Annotated in this window: 19 protein-coding genes; 9 read left to right on the top strand and 10 right to left on the bottom strand. The window is 58.5% G+C overall.

What is annotated here, in order from left to right; genetic code table 11:
• Positions 1 to 36 precede the first annotated feature (36 nt).
• A complete protein-coding gene (locus ABD903_RS16615; RefSeq protein ID WP_345226142.1) occupies positions 37 to 1335 on the top strand; it encodes a 3-deoxy-D-manno-octulosonic acid transferase in 1299 nt (432 codons plus the stop codon).
• A 103-nt stretch (positions 1336 to 1438) separates the two neighbouring features.
• Positions 1439 to 2365 carry a ribosome small subunit-dependent GTPase A gene (gene rsgA / locus ABD903_RS16620; RefSeq protein ID WP_345226144.1) on the top strand — a complete coding sequence of 309 codons (927 nt, stop codon included), beginning with the start codon at positions 1439 to 1441 and terminating at the stop codon, positions 2363 to 2365.
• 69 nt (positions 2366 to 2434) lie between these two features.
• Here the strand turns inward: rsgA and ABD903_RS16625 are convergent, their stop codons facing one another.
• A complete protein-coding gene (locus ABD903_RS16625; protein WP_345226146.1) occupies positions 2435 to 3052 on the bottom strand; it encodes a fasciclin domain-containing protein in 618 nt (205 codons plus the stop codon).
• A gap of 152 nt (positions 3053 to 3204) precedes the next feature.
• Positions 3205 to 3819: a fasciclin domain-containing protein gene (locus ABD903_RS16630; protein ID WP_345226147.1), complete on the bottom strand. Its 615-nt coding sequence runs from the start codon at positions 3817 to 3819 to the stop codon at positions 3205 to 3207.
• A 195-nt stretch (positions 3820 to 4014) separates the two neighbouring features.
• Between ABD903_RS16630 and ABD903_RS16635 the strand changes: the two genes are divergently transcribed.
• Positions 4015 to 4473 carry a peptidylprolyl isomerase gene (locus tag ABD903_RS16635; RefSeq protein ID WP_345226149.1) on the top strand — a complete coding sequence of 153 codons (459 nt, stop codon included), beginning with the start codon at positions 4015 to 4017 and terminating at the stop codon, positions 4471 to 4473.
• Between the two features lie 201 nt (positions 4474 to 4674).
• Here the strand turns inward: ABD903_RS16635 and ABD903_RS16640 are convergent, their stop codons facing one another.
• Together ABD903_RS16640 and ABD903_RS16645 are read right to left on the bottom strand one after the other, a co-directional pair.
• Positions 4675 to 4878, bottom strand: a complete 204-nt coding sequence (locus ABD903_RS16640; protein ID WP_345226151.1) for a hypothetical protein — start codon at positions 4876 to 4878, stop codon at positions 4675 to 4677.
• 250 nt (positions 4879 to 5128) lie between these two features.
• Positions 5129 to 6661 carry a sigma 54-interacting transcriptional regulator gene (locus tag ABD903_RS16645; protein ID WP_345226153.1) on the bottom strand — a complete coding sequence of 511 codons (1533 nt, stop codon included), beginning with the start codon at positions 6659 to 6661 and terminating at the stop codon, positions 5129 to 5131.
• A gap of 381 nt (positions 6662 to 7042) precedes the next feature.
• On the opposite strand from ABD903_RS16645, the gene ABD903_RS16650 reads away from it, so the two are divergent.
• On the top strand, positions 7043 to 8020 hold the full coding sequence (locus tag ABD903_RS16650) for a c-type cytochrome (protein ID WP_345226155.1): 978 nt from the start codon (positions 7043 to 7045) through the stop codon (positions 8018 to 8020).
• Between the two features lie 121 nt (positions 8021 to 8141).
• Here the strand turns inward: ABD903_RS16650 and ABD903_RS16655 are convergent, their stop codons facing one another.
• Positions 8142 to 9245, bottom strand: coding sequence for a vWA domain-containing protein (locus ABD903_RS16655; protein WP_345226157.1), 1104 nt, complete (start codon positions 9243 to 9245; stop codon positions 8142 to 8144).
• Between the two features lie 140 nt (positions 9246 to 9385).
• Between ABD903_RS16655 and ABD903_RS16660 the strand changes: the two genes are divergently transcribed.
• The 3 genes from ABD903_RS16660 (at position 9386) to ABD903_RS16670 (ending at position 11227) form a co-directional block, all read left to right on the top strand.
• A complete protein-coding gene (locus ABD903_RS16660; RefSeq protein WP_345226421.1) occupies positions 9386 to 9667 on the top strand; it encodes a DUF427 domain-containing protein in 282 nt (93 codons plus the stop codon).
• A gap of 102 nt (positions 9668 to 9769) precedes the next feature.
• Entirely contained in the window at positions 9770 to 10435 is a 666-nt protein-coding gene (locus ABD903_RS16665; protein WP_345226159.1) for a hypothetical protein, read from the top strand.
• A 156-nt stretch (positions 10436 to 10591) separates the two neighbouring features.
• Positions 10592 to 11227: a hypothetical protein gene (locus ABD903_RS16670; RefSeq protein ID WP_345226160.1), complete on the top strand. Its 636-nt coding sequence runs from the start codon at positions 10592 to 10594 to the stop codon at positions 11225 to 11227.
• A gap of 154 nt (positions 11228 to 11381) precedes the next feature.
• On the opposite strand, the gene ABD903_RS16675 is transcribed toward ABD903_RS16670, so the two are convergent.
• Both ABD903_RS16675 and ABD903_RS16680 read right to left on the bottom strand, forming a co-directional pair.
• Entirely contained in the window at positions 11382 to 12359 is a 978-nt protein-coding gene (locus tag ABD903_RS16675; RefSeq protein WP_345226162.1) for an acyl-ACP desaturase, read from the bottom strand.
• A gap of 137 nt (positions 12360 to 12496) precedes the next feature.
• Complete coding sequence (locus ABD903_RS16680) at positions 12497 to 14098, bottom strand: hypothetical protein (RefSeq protein WP_345226163.1); 1602 nt, start codon at positions 14096 to 14098, stop codon at positions 12497 to 12499.
• 78 nt (positions 14099 to 14176) lie between these two features.
• Here ABD903_RS16680 and ABD903_RS16685 point away from each other — a divergent pair, with 78 nt between their 5' ends.
• Positions 14177 to 15850 carry an ArnT family glycosyltransferase gene (locus ABD903_RS16685; protein ID WP_345226165.1) on the top strand — a complete coding sequence of 558 codons (1674 nt, stop codon included), beginning with the start codon at positions 14177 to 14179 and terminating at the stop codon, positions 15848 to 15850.
• Between the two features lie 45 nt (positions 15851 to 15895).
• On the opposite strand, the gene ABD903_RS16690 is transcribed toward ABD903_RS16685, so the two are convergent.
• The 3 genes from ABD903_RS16690 to ABD903_RS16700 all read right to left on the bottom strand — a co-directional run bounded on the left by ABD903_RS16690 (position 15896) and on the right by ABD903_RS16700 (position 19263).
• On the bottom strand, positions 15896 to 16828 hold the full coding sequence (locus ABD903_RS16690) for a glycosyltransferase family 2 protein (RefSeq protein ID WP_345226166.1): 933 nt from the start codon (positions 16826 to 16828) through the stop codon (positions 15896 to 15898).
• Between the two features lie 30 nt (positions 16829 to 16858).
• Complete coding sequence (locus ABD903_RS16695; RefSeq protein WP_345226168.1) at positions 16859 to 18163, bottom strand: MATE family efflux transporter; 1305 nt, start codon at positions 18161 to 18163, stop codon at positions 16859 to 16861.
• Positions 18164 to 18312: 149 nt separating this feature from the next.
• On the bottom strand, positions 18313 to 19263 hold the full coding sequence (locus ABD903_RS16700; protein ID WP_345226170.1) for a hypothetical protein: 951 nt from the start codon (positions 19261 to 19263) through the stop codon (positions 18313 to 18315).
• A 418-nt stretch (positions 19264 to 19681) separates the two neighbouring features.
• Between ABD903_RS16700 and corA the strand changes: the two genes are divergently transcribed.
• A complete protein-coding gene (corA, locus tag ABD903_RS16705; RefSeq protein WP_345226172.1) occupies positions 19682 to 20908 on the top strand; it encodes a magnesium/cobalt transporter CorA in 1227 nt (408 codons plus the stop codon).
• The last annotated feature ends 46 nt before the right edge of the window (positions 20909 to 20954 follow it).

Consider the following 20954-nt stretch of genomic DNA (forward strand, 5'->3'; position numbering starts at 1 on the left):
CGGATGCGCTTCGGCTTTCTGGGTTAACCTGAACCGATGCGCACCTCAACTTTTTTACCTCACGCGTTTCGTTTCAGCGCGCCGTTGCCCTTGCTGCTCTACTCCCTTGCCATTCGCCTGTACGGCTTGCTGCTACGGCTCGTCGCGCCGTTCGTGCCGAAGGCCAAGCTGTGGACCGAAGGCCGACGCAACTTGTTTGCCCGCATGCAGCACGCGTTGGCGGGTGACTCGGCGCCGAAAGTGTGGTTTCACTGCGCTTCGTTGGGCGAATTCGAGCAGGGCCGGCCGCTCATGGAGGCTTACCGACAGCAGTTCCCCGAGCACCGCATCGTTCTTACTTTCTTCTCGCCCTCGGGTTACGAAGTGCGGCACAACTGGCCCGGAGCCGACTACGTGTTCTATTTGCCGCTTGATACGGCCTCAAACGCCTGCGCCTTTGTATCGGCTGTGCGGCCTAAGCTGGCCGTGTTTGTGAAGTATGAGTTCTGGTACCACCACTTGGCGGAGCTGAAGCGCCACAACATCCCGGTAGTATGCGTGTCGGCCATTTTCCGGCCGGATCAAATCTTCTTCAAGCCGTGGGGCGGGTTTTTCCGGCAGATTCTAGGGTTGTTCTCGCATATTTTCACGCAGGACCAAGAATCCGTGGTATTACTGCGCCGCGCTGGAGTTACCCGCGCCAGTGCCGCCGGCGACACCCGTTTCGATACCGTACTGGGCACTGCCGCCGCGGCAGCGAAGAACTTGCCCGTGGTAGCGGCCTTCGTAGCAGATGCCGCACCCGTGCTGGTAGCCGGCAGCGTTTGGCAACCCGATGTTGAGGTACTCGTACCGGCGCTGCAGCGTTGGTCGCAGGAATTGCGCACTATCGTTGCGCCGCATGAAATCAGCGAATCCCACTTGCAGCAGGTGGAACAGGCCTTAGCCGGACAGGTGGTACGTTACTCCCAAGCCACTACCGAAACCGTGGCGCAGGCCCGCGTACTCCTGATCGACAATATTGGGCTGCTGCGGGAATTGTACCGCGTGGGCAACATAGCCTACATCGGTGGCGCATTCGGTAAGGGCCTGCACAATACCTTGGAGGCGGCGGCCTTTGGTTTACCGCTGCTTTTTGGTCCGCGCTACGAGAAGTTTCGCGAAGCCCGTGACCTGGTGGCCAGCGGCAGTGCGGTTGTTGTGCATGATGCCAACGAGGTACAGGCCCAACTAGAGCCCTGGCTAACCAATCCTGCCACGCCTCAGCAACTCGGCGCCCAGGCCCGCGCGTATGTGCACCGGGAAGCCGGCGCTACGGACCGAATTATGCAGGCGCTGCGCACCATGTTGACATAAAATCCGATTAGACCACTTACTGCTTTTGGTCTCTGCGCAGGCAATTTTTCTTTCGACCTCTTCAGTTTAAATACTACTCTCGTTGATTCCCTCCCCTCCCGCCATGACCGGCACCGTTGTTAAATCCACAGGCTCCTGGTACATCGTGCGCGACCACGCCACGCTGGCGCTGCACCGCTGCCGCTTGCGCGGCAAGTTCAAGCACAAAGGACTGAAGGTGAGCAACCCGCTGGCTGTAGGCGACGTGGTGACGTTTTCTGTGGAGGAGCAAACCGAGGGCGCGGGCGTTATCGACCACATCGAGCCGCGGCGCAACTACATCATCCGCCGCTCGGTGCACAAAACCGAGCACGCCCACATCGTGGCCGCCAATCTTGACCAGGCTTTGCTAGTGGTAACCCTAGCGTCGCCCGCTACCTCGTTCGGCTTCATCGACCGGTTTCTGGTTACAGCCGAAGCGTACAGCATTCCGGCCACGTTGGTGTTTAACAAACTCGATTTGTACGACGAGGAACTGCTCGACTACCTCGGGCAGGTGCAAAAAATGTACGAGCGTATCGGCTACCCCACCCTGCGTTGTTCAGCCGAAACCGGGGAAGGCCTGGCCGATGTAGAAGTACTGCTCGACAGCAAGACCACATTGCTTTCGGGTCATTCGGGCGTAGGCAAGAGTACGCTCATCAACGCCATCGTGCCCGATCTAGACCTGAAGACCGACGAAATCAGCGAGTATTCCGATAAAGGCAAGCATACCACCACCTACGCCGAAATGCTGGTGGTGCGCCCCGGTACTTATTTAATCGACACACCCGGCATCAAGGAACTGGCTTTGGTCGACATCAGGCCCGGTGAGCTGGCGCATTTTTTTCCCGAAATGCGCGAACGGCTTAACCAGTGCCGCTACCACAACTGCCGCCATGTAGAAGAGCCCGGCTGCGCCGTGCACGAGGCCGTGGAGAAAGGCAAAATTGCCATGCCACGCTACGAAAGCTACCTCAGCATGCTAGCTGGCGAAGACAACCGCCGGTAGAAGTCTGCACCGCTAGGACGCCCGAGTCTGGTCGGGAGTAACAAGATCAAGCTCTTACGCACAGCTGGCTTACTCAGCCGGTGGCAGCAAGACTTTATCGATGATGTGCAGAACACCGTTTTTCGATACCACGTCGGCGGTGGTCACGTTAGCGCCGTTCACGGTTACCTGGTCGCCGTTCACGCCTATCTTGATTTTGGCGCCTTGCACGGTGGTCAGTTCCTGGCCGTCGCGGAGGTCCACTGCCAGAAGGCGGCTGAGGATAATGTGGTAGCCCACCAGATTCTGGAGCCCTTCCTTGCCTTCGGGCTTAAGCAGGCCAGCCATAGCGCCGTAAGGCAAGTTTTTAAAGGCGTCGTTGCTGGGCGCGAAAATGGTGTACGGCCCGTCGCCAGCCAGTTTTTCGGCAAGGCCAGATTGTTTGCTTGCTTGCAGCAACTGGCTAAGCGTGGGCGCGGCGGCTACGTTTTGAGCCAGCGTTTTATCGGCCGTAAGGGCTACGCCCCCTACGGGCACGCCCCCAGATTTGCCCATGCGCGCCGAGTCGGTGCTGGCATTGGGGTCGTAGGCTACGGAGTCGGCAATGGAAGCGCCGTTGGTAGCGGTGGTATCGGTTTCGGCGGGCTCGGAGTTGCAGGCGGCAAGCAGTGGCAACAAGGCCAATACAGGGGCGAAAGGAAGGCGCATAAGTAGAAACGGGTGTGTGGCAAAGCTAGGGACGCAACCGCGCCCTGCAAAGTTTAGCTGACCTGCTCATTTTGGAACAGCCGAACATGAGAACAAAAAAAGCCCGGCCGTGTTGGCCGGGCTTTTTTATTGTAATCGGCAGTTTGCCAGAATTACATTTTGGGCAACAGCACCTGGTTTACCACGTGAGTTACGCCGTTGCTCGACACTACGTCGGCAATTTCTACGGTAGCGCCGTTGATCATGGCCTTGCCATCCTTCAGGGTAACTTTCAGCTTCTCACCGGCTACGGTGGTCAGTTCCTGGCCGTCGGTCAGGTCGGCGGCCTTCAGGGCGCCGGGCACTACGTGGAACGTCAGCACTTTGGTCAGCTTGTCTTTGCTTTCCGGCTTCAGCAGGCCGTCTACGGTGCCAGCGGGCAGCGCGTTAAAGGCAGCGTTAGTAGGTGCAAATACGGTAAAAGGGCCGGGGCCTTGCAGCGTGGCCACCAAGTCGGCGGCTTTCACAGCGGCTACCAGCGTGGTGTGGTCGGCTGAGGCAATGGCGTTAGTCACAATGTCCTTGTCGGGCGTCATCATGGCGCCGCCTACCATTACCCCGTTCGAAGCCGTGGAAGCGTCCATTGCCGTTGTGTCGCCTTCCACGGTGGTAGTGGTGGCGGTGTCGGTGGTGGTTTCCGTGGTGGTTGCGGTGTCGCCGCAGCTGCTGAGCGAAAGAGCGGCTACCGCCAGCAAAGCAAACGAGGCGGTGGTGAATACTTTTTTCATGGAGGGGTTGAAAAGATGTGGTGTGGTGATTGTGCTAGGCTTAACCTCGACAAGGAGGAATTGTTTACATAGCGGTAGGCCTATACGCAGGCCCGCAACCCCTCGGATTTTCACCCGTTCACAAAAACTTACTTTTGCTGCATCCTCCGGGCCTTCCCGTTGGGCTTCTCATTCTACACTTTTCGTTTTCTACCGATGAAAACCGCTGAAATTCACACCGCTAAAGGCGTCATGAAAGTCGAGTTCTTTGACCAGGATGCTCCGAACACCGTCAAGAACTTTACCGACCTCGCCCAGAAAGGCTACTACGACGGCCTGAAATTCCACCGCGTACTGCCCAACTTCGTTATTCAGGGCGGCTGCCCCAACACCCGCGAAGGCGCTAAAGGCACGCCTGGCACCGGCGGCCCCGGCTACAAAATCAACTGCGAAACCTCCGGCGGCAACCAGCGCCACGACCGTGGCATATTGAGCATGGCCCACGCCGGCCGCAACACCGGCGGCTCGCAGTTCTTCATCTGCCATTCGCGCGACAATACCTCGCACCTCGATGGGGTACACACGGTATTTGGTAAAGTGGTGGAAGGTCTGGACGTAATCGACCAGATTCGCCCCAACGACGAAATTCAGAAAATCGTGGTGCAAGAGGCCTAAGCGCCGCGCTGTAATCAGACTATTGTAAACCCAAGAGCCCATCGGTAATTCGCCGATGGGCTCTTGGGTTTTTGTGAGAACCAGACAATTACTCAGAAGAAAACCGGCTCTGAACCCTTAGCCCTGGCGGTTACTTCAAGCACCAAGGCCCCGAAACCTAACGTGGTTTCGGGGCCTTGAGGTTAATTAGAAAGCCTAGGATTACTTCGTCCGCAGTTGCTTCAACAGCGCCTGAAAGCCGGTAGGACGACCACCTTTGTAGGTCTTGTATACCGGGCGGTGCACGCCTCCTTTGTAGTGCTTGGAGCGCGAGGGGTTAGGTGCTGCAGCCGCGTCGAACGACGGTACAAGCAGGGTAACAACCAGGAACAGCGAAGCGAAGCGGGCGATAATCGAAGCTTTCATGAGGCAGGCGTAAAAGCGTAAAAGAAGGTGTGAGGTTTAAAGCGAGAGGTCTGAGAGCGTTGCGCCCTGAGAACATGACAAAGGTGAGCCACCCCAGCTCCTACTTTTTCAATGTTTTACTTAAATTTCGGTTTCTCTATGTAAAAGCAGGTTTTTACTCTCCGAAAGCCTTTTTCGATTAAGTCAACAACGCAAAAGCCCGAAGCAGTGTGCCTCGGGCTTTTGCGTGTGTTAAGATTTGGCGCTTGTGCTACCGGCGCTTGCGCTTGCGGGAAGAGAAGTCTTCTTCATCCTCGTCGTCATCGTCGCCGCCGAATGAAGGCATGGTGAACATGGAGCTGAGCAAATCCTTGAACTGCGCGCCGGCCGTGAGGCGGTTGCGCGAAATTAGGCTGTGTTCGGCCATGCCGTGCAGGGCAAACTCCATCCAGAAGTACGGATCCTGCTTGGCTAACTCGGCGGGCACACTGTTTTGTACCAAGTCGCGCAAACCGGGCACCACGTCGAGCAATGCGTGGTAATCGGCGTCGGAAAGGTCGTGGAGCAGGTCAACGGTGTGGCCGCCAAACCAGTCCTGCACCGGTTTGTACGGATTGGGCTTGTCTTTCTGCTTTTTCGACTTTTCGGGGTCGGGGAAATACTGCAGAAACTGAGTGCGCAGGGCTTTGCCCATCAGCTTCTCGGCCACAATGCCGGCTCCCTCCTGCTCGCCCTCGTACACCAGCTCTACCTTGCCGGTGATGGCAGGCACGGCCGCCAGAAAGTCGCCGATGCGCACCTTGGTTTTGGTTTCGCCGTTCAGCAACGCACGCCGCTCGGCAGCGGCTATTACCTGCTCGTAAGCCGAGATGGTGAGGCGCGCCGAAACCCCGGACTTGGCGTCGACATACTCCGAGCCGCGGGCCTCAATGGCTACCTGCTCTACCAAATCGTGCACTACCTCATTGCCTTGCACCAACTCCCGCTGGGCATCGGTGAGGCGCGCTTCCTGCTGGGTAATGCGCTTGCCGATGTCGATGGTTTTGGGGTAGTGGGTGATGATTTGGGCGTCGATGCGGTCTTTGAGCGGCGTTACAATGGAACCCCGGTTGGTATAGTCCTCGGGGTTGGCCGTGAATACGAACTGCAGATCGAGGGGCAAACGCACCTTGAAGCCCCGAATCTGGATGTCGCCTTCCTGCAGAATGTTGAACAGTGCTACTTGAATGCGAGCCTGCAAGTCGGGCAGCTCGTTGATGACGAAGATGCCCCGGTGGGCCCGTGGAATCAGGCCGAAGTGAATCACGCGCTCATCGGAGTACGGTAGCTTCAGGGTAGCGGCTTTGATGGGGTCGGCGTCGCCGATGAGGTCGGCCACCGATACGTCCGGTGTGGCCAGCTTCTCAGTATACCGCTCGTCGCGGTGCAGCCAGCCAATGGGCGTGTCGTCGCCGCGCTCGGCCACAATATCCCGTGCAAAGCGGGACAGGGGCTGAAACGGGTCGTCGTTCAGCTCGGAGCCTTCCACCACGGGAATGTACTCGTCGAGCAGCTGGACCAGTTGGCGCGCAATGCGCGTTTTGGCCTGCCCGCGCAAACCGAGCAGGTTAATATGATGCATGGATAGAATGGCGCGCTGGAGGTCGGGAATTACCGTTTCCTCGTAGCCGTGGATGCCGGGAAAGGCGTTGTCGCGGCGGCGCAGCTTTTCAATTAGGTTGTCGCGGAGCTCTTGCCGCACCGAGCGCGGCTGATACCCAGCGGCGCGCAGTTGGCCGAGGGTGCGGATAGATTCGTGGTTCATCAAGGAGCAGATACGATAGGGAATGGTCCCGGTTAACTTAACAGCCAGAGCAGGCTGCAGGTTCGAGTGCACTTCCGGTAACCTGAATTTCACATGAATATGCTACTGACCTCAGCGCAGGAGTAAACCCCGAATGCTGCGAGCATCGCTCAATGTGATGATTGGTTCTTGCTTTCAGATGCAAGAATGGCCTGTTAATACGGCCTGAGGTGCATTAGAAGATGCGCCTTCTCGTTTTACAGTACCGCCAGCATTACTCTTAATAGTAGGAAGAAACAGCTCTACACATCACCGCTAGCCCTCCGTCTCACATCATTATGCGAGTGAATTTAATACAAGTCAAAATTACTTTTGTGCCACATCCTTCTCTTCCTCACAGCTATGAAAAAGGCCCTCAAAATTCTTGGCTTTACCCTAGCGGTTGTGGTTTTTCTGGTTGTGTGTGCCGCTGGATTCGTGCAGGTTCGCGGCATTCCTACTTATGAAAAACCGCAAGTCGCCGCCCTTAAAATTCAGGTCACTCCCGCGCAGCTTAAGCAAGGCGAAGCCATTGCCGTTTCCATGTGCGCCGATTGCCACCTGAACAAGCAAACCAACTCGCTTAGTGGCAAACTGCTAACCGAAATTCCCCCGGAATTCGGCAGCCTGTACGCGGCCAACATCACCCAGGATAAAGAGCACGGCATCGGTAACTGGACCGACGCCGAGTTGGTGGCCCTGCTGCGCACTGGTATTGGTCGCGACGGGCGCTTCCGCATTGTGATGCCCAACTTCGTGCGCATGTCCGACGAGGACCTGCACAGCGTTATTGCCTTCCTGCGTTCCGATAACCCAATGGTTAAGCCTGATCCTACACCCAGCCACGAGCAGGAACCGTCTTTGCTGGCCAAAACCCTGGTGAATACCGTGATGAAACCGGCGCCGATGCCCACGGCAGCCGTGCTGGCCCCGCCCCCTGCCGACCAAGTAGCTTACGGCCGCTACTTGGTTGTGGGCCGCTACAAGTGCTACGACTGCCACAGCAAGGATTTTAAGTCTAACAACGACATAGAACCCGAAAAATCGGCGGGTTACTTAGGTGGCGGCAATAAAATGATAGGCGACCAGCACGCCGAAATTATTACGCGCAATATCACGCCCGACCCCGAAACCGGTATTGGCGACTGGACCGAAGCCGAGTTTGTGAAAGCCGTTAAGTATGGCATGGCGCCCGGCGGCGGACTACGCAACCCCATGCCCAAGTTCTCGGTAATGGACGACGCAGAGGCCAAAGCCATTTTCGCTTACCTGAAATCGGTTCCGGCCATTAAAAACGCCACGCCCGAAGACGGCACTGGCTCTGCAGTGGCAACGCGTTAAGGGAACAACTCTTTCGCCACTGCAGGCGGCGGACCTGCCACCGGGTCCGCCGCTTTGGCATAAACAAAACCGGCCCGCGCTACAGCGCGGGCCGGTTTTGTTTATGCCAAAGCGGCGGCAACTAGAGCGTTTTGCGGCGGTTGCGCTTATAGTCCTCGAAAATCATTCCGCCCAAGCCCTTGAGCGAGCTGTAGTAGGCCTTGCCCTGATTTGTCTCAGTAAACTCGCGCACGAACTGCTGCAAGTACGGATCGGAAGCAATCATGAAGGTGGTAATGGGAATTTTCAGGCGGCGGGCGGCGGCGGCCAGGTTCAGGGTCTTGTTAACCACCTTCCGATCCAGCCCAAACGAGTTTTTATAGTAGCCGCCCGGCTCCTTCAGGCAAGTGGGCTTGCCGTCGGTAATCATGAAGATTTGCTTGTTGGCGGTTTTCCGCTTGCGTAGCAAGTCCATGGCCAGTTCCAGTCCCGCTACCGTGTTGGTGTGATAAGGCCCTACTTGCAGATAAGGCAAATCCTTCACCTCAATTTGCCAGGCATCGTTACCGAACACGATAATGTCGAGAAAGTCTTTGGGGTACTTCTGCTTTACCAGCTCGGCCAGGGCCATGGCTACTTTTTTGGCGGGCGTAATGCGGTCCTCGCCGTACAGAATCATCGAGTGCGAAATGTCAATCATGAGCACCGTGGAGGTCTGGGTTTTGTGCTCGGTGTCGCGCACTTCCAGGTCGCCTTCGGTGAGCAGGTACTGGCCTTCCAGCCCGTGGTTTAGCTGCGCGTTGCGCAGGCTCTCAGTCATTTCGATTTGCTCGATGGAGTCGCCGAACTGGTAGTCGCGCAGGTCGGTGGTCAGCTCATCGCCCTGGCCGGCGTGCGGGGTGCGGTGGTTGCCCTGGGTGCCGCGCTTCAGCTTGCCAAAAATTTCCTCCAGCGAGGAACGCCGGATTTGCCGCTCGGCTTTGGCGGTAATCTTCAGCTCGCCCAGCTGCTGCTCGTTTTCGTCGATGTAGCCTTTCTTCTTGAGGTCTTCGATGAAGTCGCCCATGCCGTACTCGTCGTCGGTGAGGCTGTACTGCTTATCTAGTTCATTCAGCCACGACAATGCCTCGGCCACGTCGCCGGAGGTAATGGTGACCAGTTGCATAAAAAGTTTGAAGAGCGTGTCGAAGCCTTTTTCGGGAGATTCTTCGGGCACGTAATCACGGAAGCGGAAGCCAACAGCCATAGGGAAAAGGAATGGACCTGGAAAACAACCCGGGCGCCAGCAATGTTCGTTTTATTTGAAGTAACGCAACGTGCACCATCGGTGATGCGCCTGCCGGTGTCCTTATGTACTTGTCCCCTATCACCACGTCTCCCGTCACCATGAAAGCCATTTGGAACAACGCCGTTTTGGCCGAAAGCAACGATACGGTTGTCGTAGAAAACAACCACTATTTCCCGGCCGATTCGTTGAATCGTGATTATTTCGAGGACAGCGTGGCCGGCACCACTTGCCCTTGGAAGGGCCGCGCCAGCTACTACTCGGTGCGCGTAAACGGCGAGCTGAACAAAGACGCCGCCTGGTATTATGCCGAGCCCAAACCCGCCGCCGAGAATATTCGTGGCCGGGTGGCCTTCTGGAAAGGCGTGCAGATAGTGGCCTGAGATAGGGTTATTCGGGGAGTAATGTAACCTCTGTCGCGGAATGGCGTTTGCATAGTGCATCATCTATATGTGCACTTCTCCCGACACCTTTTCTTGAACGCCATGAAATCCACTACTCCCTTCTGGTGTCTTGCTGCGGCTGCTGCTTTTGCATTGGCCAGCTGCGATTCGGCCCGTAATGCCACCGAAGACACTTCTACCGCTTCCACCACCGTGGAATCGACTGGTGCCCCCGCCGAAGTTGCCTTTACACGCGACTTAAGCCAAGGCGACTACCGTTTTCAGATCCAGTCGACTACCGCCGATAACGGCCAGCAGCTTACCATTAAAACCCGCCGCGGCGAGGCCCTTGTGACCGACCCTGTGCGCCTGAACGTGCGGGGCAACGTAACCGATGCCGTTATGGGCGACCTGAACGGCAACGGCAACCCTGAGCTTTACATCTTCACCAGCGGTTCGGGTTCGGGCTCGTTCGGGGGTGTAGAAGCGTACGAGTTTAAGGACAAGAGCTTTACGCCCTTGAAATCTCCGCAAACGCTGAGCGGCGACATGGCCACCGGGTACCAGGGCCAGGACAAGTACGAGGTGCGCGGCAACAAGCTCGTGCGCACTTTCCCCGTGTACAGCGGCACCGATACCAGCAGCCCCACCGGCGAAACCCGCACCATTGAGTACTCCTTGAACTCGGAAGGTATGCTAATGCCTGGTACCATGCCGGCAGCTTCAGGCAGCACTACGCCCGCTACTACCACGCCGCCCAAACAGTAACCATTGTACCACAGCATAAAAAAAGCCCGCTTGGTTTAAGCGGGCTTTTTTTATGCTGTGGTAGCTACAAATTCTTAGGGTCACGTTTGGCGTAACCTCCAGCATAAGTTGGCGTTTGTAAATACACTGGTTTGCTCGCACTACATCTTTTTGCCAATGCGTACGTTTCCCACCAACTTCCCTAAGTACTTGGTTTTGCCCCTACTGGCTGCCGCGTGTATGGGCTGCGACACCCAGCGCAGCGCCACGGAACTGGCCGACCCGAATGCATCGGCCGGCGCCGTTTCTACCCCGGCTGCCGCTGTTAGCTACACCAAAGACCTAAGCCGAGGCGACTACAACTTTGCGGTGAAAACGACGGGTACCGGCACCCAGCGGCAACTCACGCTGCGCGCCGAACGGCTAGGCCGGGAGCTGGCAGCCACGTCGGCTACCATCGAAGGCACTGTAGCCGATGCCGTGGTAACCAACCTCAACAACGACGACTACCCTGAGTTGCTGGTGTTTGTGACCGATGCCGGCAGCGGCTCTTACGGGCAGCTGCTGGGGTACGAGTTTCTGAGCCGTGGCCGCCGCGACCTGCTGCTTCCCGAACTAGACAAAAAGCTATCCAATGGCTACCTGGGCCACGATTCGTTTCGGGTAGATGGCCGCAAGATTATCCGCTCGTTTCCCATTTACCGTCCTCAAGACCCTAACAGTACGCCCACCGGCGGTACGCGTACTATCGAGTACGTGATGCCTAAGAAGGAAGGCATCATTAGCGTAGCCAATTACACCGACGCCCCGTAGCTAAGTACTCGTTAGGGTTTACCCTTCCGGTGCTGCCTAAACGCCCGAAACGCTCAAGGGCTGATGCTTCGGCAAACGGCACTAAACGACAGAACGCCCCGGCTTTCGGCCGGGGCGTTCTGTTTAAGAGAAACTTAAGTGCAACGAAGTGAGCTTACTCGATCCACTTGAACTTGTACTCGAGCTTGGGAACCGGCATGCGGTCGGCAACGCGGCGCAGGCGGTTGGGCAGTGCCATGATGTAGTCGCGGGCTTTTTCGGCCGGGGCCGTGAGGCCCGTCACCTTGTCTACATTCCAGGTAGCAATCAGGCCTTCCAGAATATCAGTGTAGTCCTGGCTGGTGTACACGCCCAGGCGCTGAGCGGCATCCGTGAAGTGGCCGAAGGTTTTGCCGATTTCCACGCCCATCTCGCGCATGTAGTGGGCGGGCATTACAATTTTTTTGCGCATCATGTCTTCGAAGGCCAACATCATTTCGGATGGGTCTACTTCGAAGATCTTCTCCACGAACGTTTGGTACACGCGGGCGTGGCGGGCTTCGTCGCCGGCAATCATGCCGCAGAGCTTCGAAAGGGTGGCGTCGCCGGCTTTGCGGGCCAGGGTACCCACGCGACGGTGCGAGAGGTTAGTGGCCGCTTCCTGGTAGCTGGTGTAAATGAAGGCGCGGTACGGGTCCTGGGCGGTACCCAGATCGAAGCCATCGGCAATCAGGTACTGGGTGCTCAACTCAAACTCGCGCATGTTCACGCGGCCCGAAAGGTAGAGGTAGCGGTTCAGCAGGTCGCCGTGGCGGTTTTCTTCGGCCGTCCAGCCCCGAATCCACTGTGCCCAGCCGTTGTTGGGGTCATGGCCAAGGCCATCGAGCTGGTGGAACCAAGCCTCGTAGTTCGGCAGGGCTTCCTCGGTGATGGTGTCGCCGATGAGAACGGCCAGCAAATCGTAGCTGAGGTCCTTGGCTCTTTCACGAAGCAGTTTTACTTCGTCAAAAAAAGTATCAAGCCTCGAATCGGGCAGGAAGTCAGACGGTTGCCAGCTCTCATCAACCTTCTTCAGGAAAGATCCAAGATTCTCTCGCAAAAAGGATTCGAGGTGCTGAAGTACTTCCGCGCGGGAGGTCATGGTGGCAATCATGCGGTGATGGGAGAAAAGGTGTGGACGATGGAAAAGACTAGACTGCGGGGAAAGTCCAAAAGTAGGCAATCAAGCGTTGGAAATTTTAACTGAAAATCCAACTTCTAACTTACATACGGATACTGGACAAGAATAGCCTACCTCAGCAGGTACAAATTCTCGGGCTGGTGCAGCAGAGCCGGAGGTATGTTGTGTGCTTTCGCGTATTGCCGTAACAGATTGGCTACCGATTCGTTCGGGGGCCACCACACCACCATGTCTGGCTGCGTCAATAAATGCCGCAAGGCAGCGGCCTGGTCGCGGGTACCGGCCAGGTGCTGCCGCAGTTGGGGCTGGGAGGGGTCGGGGGCGGGCCAGCCGGTAAGCAACAGCCAGCGTCCGTTGGTAGGCTGGTCGTAGTTTGCAAAGGGCGACAACGCTTTAAAGGTTTCCTCCAGCCCTGCCGCAATTACGTTGCGGCCGCCAGCCTGCCTACTTAACGAAGTTAACGCCGCCGCGTGCCCCCGCTGTTCCTGGCGTAAAACGCCCACCCGATGCAAGGTTTTGTACCCGTACAGGCCCACGGCAACTACCAGCAACCCCACTCCCAGTGCCCTCCACCCAGGCGGTAGCCGTGGCAAGGATCGTTGCGCCAGGGCGGCTACCTGGGCCACCAGCATCAGGCCCAGCAACGGCAGGGCCAGCCGGGGAGGCAGCTTGAGAACGACGCCCAACACAAGCAAGCCCAACACTACCGCCACCGGGTAAAGCCAGGCGCCGCGCACAGGCCGTTGCTGCCGGAAAGCAATACCGGCCAGCAAGGCACTCGTAAGCAGCACCAGAAAGTAGTCGCGAAGCAATTGGCGGAGGGTTAGGCCAAGTTTCAGCAGAGCCTGGTGCTGCAGGAAATACGGAACATCGGGCCGCATAACGCGTTCAAAAAAAGCTTCGTTAACGAGTGTGGAGTCGCCCAGAAGCCATTCCTGAACGGCGGCCACTGCCAGCCGATCGGCGGGAGTTTGGGGCGCCGCGCGGTACAGCTGATAGTCACTGTAATTCGATTTAAGCACGTCGAGGCGGCGGTAGCGGGCCGACTCGGGCGAACGGCTAAACGCTAGCCCCGCGCTGCCGGCTGCGAACAACACTGCCACCAGCAGCAGCAGCTGAGAGCCCCGGCGCCCGGCCACCCACCAGGCGGCTGGAGCAACCACCGCCACTGCAAGTATGGCCGCGCTTGGTCGAATTGCCCAGGCTGCGGCAACGCCCACCAAGCCTATGATCCAGGACCAGCGGCGGCCGTGCGTACTGTGCTGAGCGGCAAATAATACGGCAGCCCCCGCTAGTAGCAACGAAACCCGCATGTAGTTAAACCACAACACGTGCTCCAGCGCGGCGGCAAAAAAGAAAAACACCAACAGGCCGGCCCGCGCCCAACCACTGCGCACGTGCTGAGCCATTAGGCGCTCCAGCACCGCAAAAAGCAGCACTAACGCGAACGTAAGCAAACCATACAGCACCAAACCGTACCACGGCACCGCTGGCCAATACGTGTAAAGCTGGGCCAGCAGCCACGACCACCCGTGAAAGTAAAGGTGCAGGTTGGTAACGGGTGCCGCGGCGGTTCGGCCGCGCAGCAGCAGGGTGATGACGACGTCGTCGTTTGTTTCGTAGTAACTGCCCAGCCCAATGGCAACCAGCAGCACCAACAACACGGGCAACCCCACAATGCGCAACCAAGGGCCGAGACGAGCGTGATTCATGCCCCGCAAAGTACGGCAATTGAAGCACTGGCTTCACTGCTGACGCGGCAGCCCTGTTTTCTTCCCAACTTCGCCGCCGTGACTCCTCTTTCCGCCATCCGGCTGCACCGCTGGGCCGACCTGACGTTCGGCTTCGTCGTGCTGTTTACCCTCGCCTACTTCGTATTCACCCACGAAGGCCTGTACGCCCTCGACGACTATTACTACGCCCGTTACGCCCACCAGCTACTAAACGGCACGTTTCAGCTTGGGCCCGATCCGCAAAGGCTACTCCACGACCCGCTGCACGAACGGTGGCTGATATTTGGACCGGTGGCGCTGTGCTACGCTTTGTTTGGCGTGAACATCGTTAGCACAACCTTGTGGCCTTTGCTGGCAACGCTGGCCTGCTCGGCACTGCTGTGGTGGTACTACCGCCGCCGCGAGCCGCTGGTAGCTTCCGGCGCCATGCTGTTGCTGGGCCTACACTACTTCACCCTTAACCTTAGTAACTACCTCTACCCCGACAACATCAACATGCTGGCTTGCCTGGCGGCATCGGTAGCCCTGCACGCGGGCCGCCGCAGCGGACGAAACGCCGAGGCGTGGGGTGCGGGTTTTGCGGCGCTCAACTTTGCCGCCATCCTTTGCAAGGAGACGCTGGTGTATTATCTGCCTTTTTACCTGGGCGTGTTTGTGCTGGACGTGGTTCGGCGGCAGCACTGGCGGCTTTGGGCAACGGCTGTGCTTACGGGCACTGGGCTGCTTGCTGCCTACCTCCTTTTTTACCAGGTGCAAACCCACGATGCGCTGTACCGCATCCACCTCATCGAGCAGACCAACGATTTTCTGAAAGAAGGCAACTACTTGGAGGGCAACCGTGCGGGGCTGCTGTTTCGCCTTACCTACGGCCCATTGTTGTTTCTGACGGGTACCGGTTTGGGCTTTGTGCTCCTCCTTGCTTTGGGAAGCCTTCGTTCGGCCGCCCCTACTCCTGCCGATGACCGGCAATTCTGGCTGGGCTTGGCCTTAAGTACCTTACTTTGCTACTGGCTGGGCAGCACCTCCCTGACCCAGTATAACCCCATTACGCTGCAGCCGCGCATGCTTACCCCACTGCTGCCGCCGTTGTGCCTGGCCGCCGCGTTTGGCCTTCGCGACGTGCTGGTGCAGGGGCGCGGCGCGGCTCTTTACGCGCTTTTGTTGCTACTGCTGGCCGCCCTGGACCGCAGCAGCGTAGCAGTGCTGTACCTCGGCTGGGCACTGCTGATGCTGCTTCTGGCCATGGGGCACCGCACAAGAAAACTGCCGGCTGGCACTACTTCCTACGCGGCCCTGGGCTTGCTAGGTGTGGCGGCCGTGTTGGCGTTGCGCCCGGCTTACTTTATGCAGAAGCCCAGCGTGTCGGCGCACTTTGCGCAAGACCGCATCGTGCGGCAACACCTGCAGCCGCCCCGCCGCGGCGTGGTGTTTGTCGACGATTACCTGATCGGCAACGTTGATTTTTACTACGGCTTTGCCCCGCCACCCGGCCTGCAGTTCCGCCGCTTCTGGGCCCGCGACTCGGTGCAGCTACGGCCCGGCGAGGGGGCGTTTCTGCTCCTGAATAGGGCCACCCTCAGCAACCCCGAACTCACCCGCAAGCTCCTTCGCTACTCCGCCGACAGCGCCCTTAGCTGGTATCCGCAACGGGGACTTTTGGCGCAGGATGGGCCCGTGGAGCTTTATCAGATTCCCTTAAACCAAACCCAAAAAGTCGGTCAAACCCGTTAGCTAGGGCTTTTCATACTGTATTGTATTTCAACGCGAAGCGCGACTCTACCTATACACATAGTTCAACAACGCTGCGGCTACTCCCAGCAGCCTGTCGCGGAGGTTTAGCGGGGTTACTTGCCGCAACAAAGCGAAGAGGCGCGTGGCTTCCCGGGGGTGCCGAAAGCGTACGGCCTGCTGCAGTTCCCAGCGTACCCGCACGGCCAGCGCCGCCCATTCATTGGGGGTTTGGCATAGGGCCAGTGCCTTCTCGCACACCCTGATGGTGGAGGCGGCATTAGGGTCGCCAGGCCGGTGGGCTTTCGATGACATCGACCGTGGGTGTAACCGCTTGCGGGTTAGCAGGGCATCCTGAAAATGAAACTCCCAACGGGGGCTGGCACGCACGCAAAAATCAAAGTCTTCATAAGCCAATGTTTCATCGTAGCCTCCCAATTCCATTAGGGTTTCGCGCCGCATCATCATGGTTGGTGTACTGATGAAATGCCGAGCCAACACATCGGCCAGGATGAACCCCGAAGCTGGTTGGGGCTTGCTGATGCGGCCTTCCGGGGTGCGGTAATAGAAGTTGCGCACGTGCTGGCTGGCCTCGTCAATCAGCTCGCAGTCGTGGTAGGCCATGCCACAGCGGGGGCCTTGCTCCTGCATGAAGGCGACTTGCCGGGCAACACGCTCGGGCAGCAGTACGTCGTCCGTAGCGAAGTCGATGACAAACGCTCCGCTGCTGCGGCGGAAGGCTTCGTTGAAGGCCCGGCAGTTGCGCACGTTTTCGGGCAGCAGCAGCAGGTTCCAGCCGGGATTAGCCGCCGCGTACCGGCGCAGAATGTCCGGACTGCCGTCGGTGCTGGCGTCGTCTACCAGCCATACCTCCAGATTGGGGTAGGTTTGAGCGGCCACGGAATCCAGCGCTTCGGCCACAAAACGAGCGTGGTTGTGGCACAGCGCGATAATGGTTACAAGCGGCAAATCGGCAGGCATAGCAGGACTTCTAACGGCGGGTAGCCGCACTTAAACCGAACGGCGCAAAGGCCGAAAATAGAGCACGCACGCCAACAGCAACAAGCCGAAGCGCACGGCGTGGGCCAGCGGCGCCCCCATCAGTCCGTAACGCGGCAACAGCCACACCAGCAGCCCCGCGTACACCGCCGCCGACACCACCTGCACCAACACGTACCGCCCCACCCGCGCCTGCATCATGAGCGTGTAGAGCAGCATCCAGGAGAGAAGTTTGGCCCAGTCACCCATTAGTTGGGGACCAAGCAATGTGCGGGCGGCCGCAAAGCGGGCATCGAAGAGGAACGGCAGCAACCAGTCGCGCAGCAGCCACAAAGCGCCCAGGCCCAGGGCCAGCGTAACGGCCAGCAACCCGAATACCCCGCGCACGAAGGCGCGTTGCGTGGCCGGTTGGGGCGCAAGCGCGGCCAAACGAGGGTAGTATACCGCGCCCATCACCGCCGAAAACACCATGGTGTAGTTATCGGAAAGCTTGGCAACGGCTTGCCATAGTCCCGTTTCGACCAGGCTAAAGCGGCCTATGAGTAGGTCGCGGACCACAAAATCCACCGCTTTGCTGCACAACAGCACACTGAGCGCCATAAGCAGAAACCGGCCGAGTGCCTGCAAAGCCAAGCCACTAGGACGCCGCCACGTTAGCGTCAGCAAGCCAGACCGCCAGCAAATAAGGCCGGTGGGCAGCAGCATCAAGCCTTGCCCCAGCAAATAGGCTAACAGCACCCGTGGCACGGGTTGGCCCGCTAACAGCGCCAGGGCCACGGCGCCCGGTCCGGCTACACTCAGCGCCACGGTGAGCCACACGTACGCCCGCAGGCGCTGTACGGCCAGCAAAACCGCCGACAAGTACGCGTGCCCGGTAAGCAACGCAATGCCGAGTATCAGGCCCGCTACCCAACCAGCAGTGGGCTGGAACACCGCCAGCAAAGGCACGTGCAAAACCGCCAGTGCCGCAAAGCCCAGCACCAGTACAGCCGCGTTCAGCAGCGCCCCCGCGCCCAGCCACACCCGCCAGGCCATTGAACCCGGCCGCCGCGGCGCCAGGTATTTAACGATGCCCACGTGTACGCCGTCGTTGGGCAACGTGGTGAGCAGAGCCATGAGGTTTTGAAAGTGAGCCAGTAGCGTGAGGCCGCCGGGCCCACCGTACACGGCCAGTAACTTGTTCAGGGCAAGGGAACCACCGGCGCGGGCCAGTACAGACACCCCGGAACCTAAGGAGCCGCGCACAACCCCCCCGATACCGGCCGCCGGGGACGGAACGGCTTCGGCAGTGTCGGTTTCGGCGGCGGGCAAAGCCATGGTGTATGTGGGTGAAGAGGGATTTGTATGCTTGGGAGTCGCTGAAGTGAAAACCTAGAGGTTTCACGGCGCATCACTGGATTCCTTCTGATTCAGTGCTTTACTCGCATCAGTTCTGCCGGCTTCACCGCTTTTTGTAAATCAAGCGGCTACAACTGGTGGTTGAGCGTCAGTTTTAGACCGGGTACACCACCTAAGTGGCGCTTGAACCGCAGCAACGACTCGTTCAAACCGCTCGGCAAGGTGCTGGTGCCTAAATCGAGCAGGCGCAACCCGCTGGCCTGCCCGAAAGCATGTAAGCCCGCATTCAGCAGTACTACCGGGCTAAACGAATTCAAATTGAGCGGACTAGCGGGATAAAAGTTATACAGCACGCCGTTCCCAACCAGCACGGCTATGGTAAGCGCGGCCCAGTCGCCGGCGGCATCGCGCACCGAAAAGAGAAAGTAGTGGTCGGGGAAACGCACGAAAAGGTCGTTTACCTGATCCTCGGTGAGCGACAGCGCTTGTCCCTTCTCCTCGCGGCAGCGCTTCAGAAAAGCGTAGGCCTGCGGCAACAGGTAGCGCGGCTCTTGCTCGAACCGAAAGCCGTGGCGAAGGCACTTGTGCAGGCGGCGGCGCTCGGAAGGGTGCAGCCAGGGCTCGAACGGCCGGTCCAGCGGCAGGTAATTATCTACTTCGGCCAGTGCAACCTGATAGCCGTGCCGGCGAAGAGCTTCCGCGACCCTGGCTCCGGCTGCGGGCGCGTACGCCAGGGCGGGCAAACGTACCGTCAGTTGCGTGGCACCACGCCGGCTCAGTTCCTGCTCGGTAACGGTCACCCATTCGCGCAGCACCGCCAGCGGCACCTCGGTATCGAGCAGATACGGCCCGCCGAACGGCGCTTGATCCAGGCTAACCGCATGGCCCTCGGGGTTGATACGTAAGGGCCACCAGCCTACCGTAAGCCCTGCCGCGGTGTCTTCCAGGGTACACAACAACTCGTTGGCGGCTGTGCCTGGGGTAGTCGAAGCGCTGAGCTGCTCTATTTTCTGGTACAGAAAAAGCTCACCGGCCAGCGGAGCTCCATCGGCCGTACCAAAACCAACTGCCAGACGCACAGCATACCGCCCGTTAGCCGCGTGCAATACGTGCAAGGCAGATTGTTGTCCCTGAAAAACGGAAGCAGATGGGGCTACAGACACGGATTTAAACTGGCGCGGGGCCGGCGAAGGTACGCCAAAAAGCGCGGTAGCAACCCCCAGCGGCGGTAAGCCTTGGTAATACGGCTGCGGGTGATTGGCGGACCAAGTGTCCAAATTCTTTTCCGCTGATGTTTAAGGTTTCAAGGCACTGCTCTGGACTCTGCTCCCGCTGATTCTTGCGCTTCCTTCCGGGAGTTGTATCCCGAAAAGATCAGCCCGCGCCGTAGCTTATATAATAACTCGGCTGGCCTTTTGCCAGCCGAGTGCGTAGCATTGCGCACCCGCTGTTCTGCAGAGGCTGTAATGGCCTCGGGTTTTATACTTCTGCCCCACGATGCCGCTTACCGACCCTACCAAAGGCCCCGCCACCTCCGACCCCGAGCTTGTTGCGGTTGCACAGTCCTCTCCTGCCCCCGACGACGATGCGGCGGAGGCGGGCACCAGCATATCCGACCACGAAGCCACCCGCCAGGCCCGGCACCAGGAAGTGGGCGCGCGGCCAGGCACGCTTACGCCGCACCCAGGTTCTTTAAAACCGCGGCTGTTCATGTTCAGCTACAACGAAAACGGGTTCGACGAAGAGGAATTCCAGCAATACGACGAGCTGCTGGAGCGTTTTCGCAGCCAGCCCGAACGGCGCCACTGGATTGACGTGCGCGGCTACGACGACGTGGAGTTGATGCGCCGGATCATGGCTGATTTCGAACTGCATCCCTTGCAAATGGAGGATGTGCTGGGCGACTATCAACGTGCCAAAGTGGAGGTTTTCGGTGACAACCGTCTGTTCATGGTGTCGCGCATGACGGAATTTACCGCCGAGTTGGAAGTGGAGGATGATCAGCTTTCCATCTTCACGGGCTCTAATTACGTGCTGACGTTTCAGGATGACTACGAAGACTGCCTGGACGCCGTGCGCCACCGCATCCGGTCCGGCTTCAGCCAGATAAAATCGCGGCCGCCCCTCTACCTGGCCTACGCCTTAACCGATGTGGTGCTCGACCACTACTACCCCACCATGGCGGCCATCGGCGACTACATCGAGGAGCTGGAAATGCTCATCATTCGGGGGCGGCCAAATAAACGGCTGCTGGCGCGCATTCTGCAGATTAAGAAAGACATTGTACGCTTCCGCCGCCTGGTGTACCCCGAGCGCGACAAGATTCTGGAAGTGTTGCGCCTGAGCGACGACGTTGTGCCAGAGGAGACAAAGGTGTTCTTCCGCGACTGTTACGACCACGCCATTCAGGCCATGGACCTCTCGGAAAGCTACCGCGAATCGGTTTCCAGCCTCGTCGACCTGTACATGTCGGACCAAAGCAACCGCATGAACGAGGTGATGAAAGTGCTGACGATGATCAGCGCCGTGTTTATTCCGCTCAGCTTTGTGGCGGGGCTCTACGGCATGAACTTCTCCCGCGAGCGACCCGACGGGGGCATTAACCCCCTGAACATGCCCGAGCTATATACCCCGCTCGGCTACCCCATGGTGCTCCTTTTAATGGCCGTTATGGCCATTGGTATGGTCATTTACTTTTATCGCAAAGGCTGGTTCAGCAGTTGATTCAAGCGCCAACAGTCCAGATTCCGGTTACCGCCCGACCTCAGAA

Source organism: Hymenobacter koreensis, from assembly GCF_039541855.1.
GTDB lineage: Bacteria > Bacteroidota > Bacteroidia > Cytophagales > Hymenobacteraceae > Solirubrum > Solirubrum koreensis.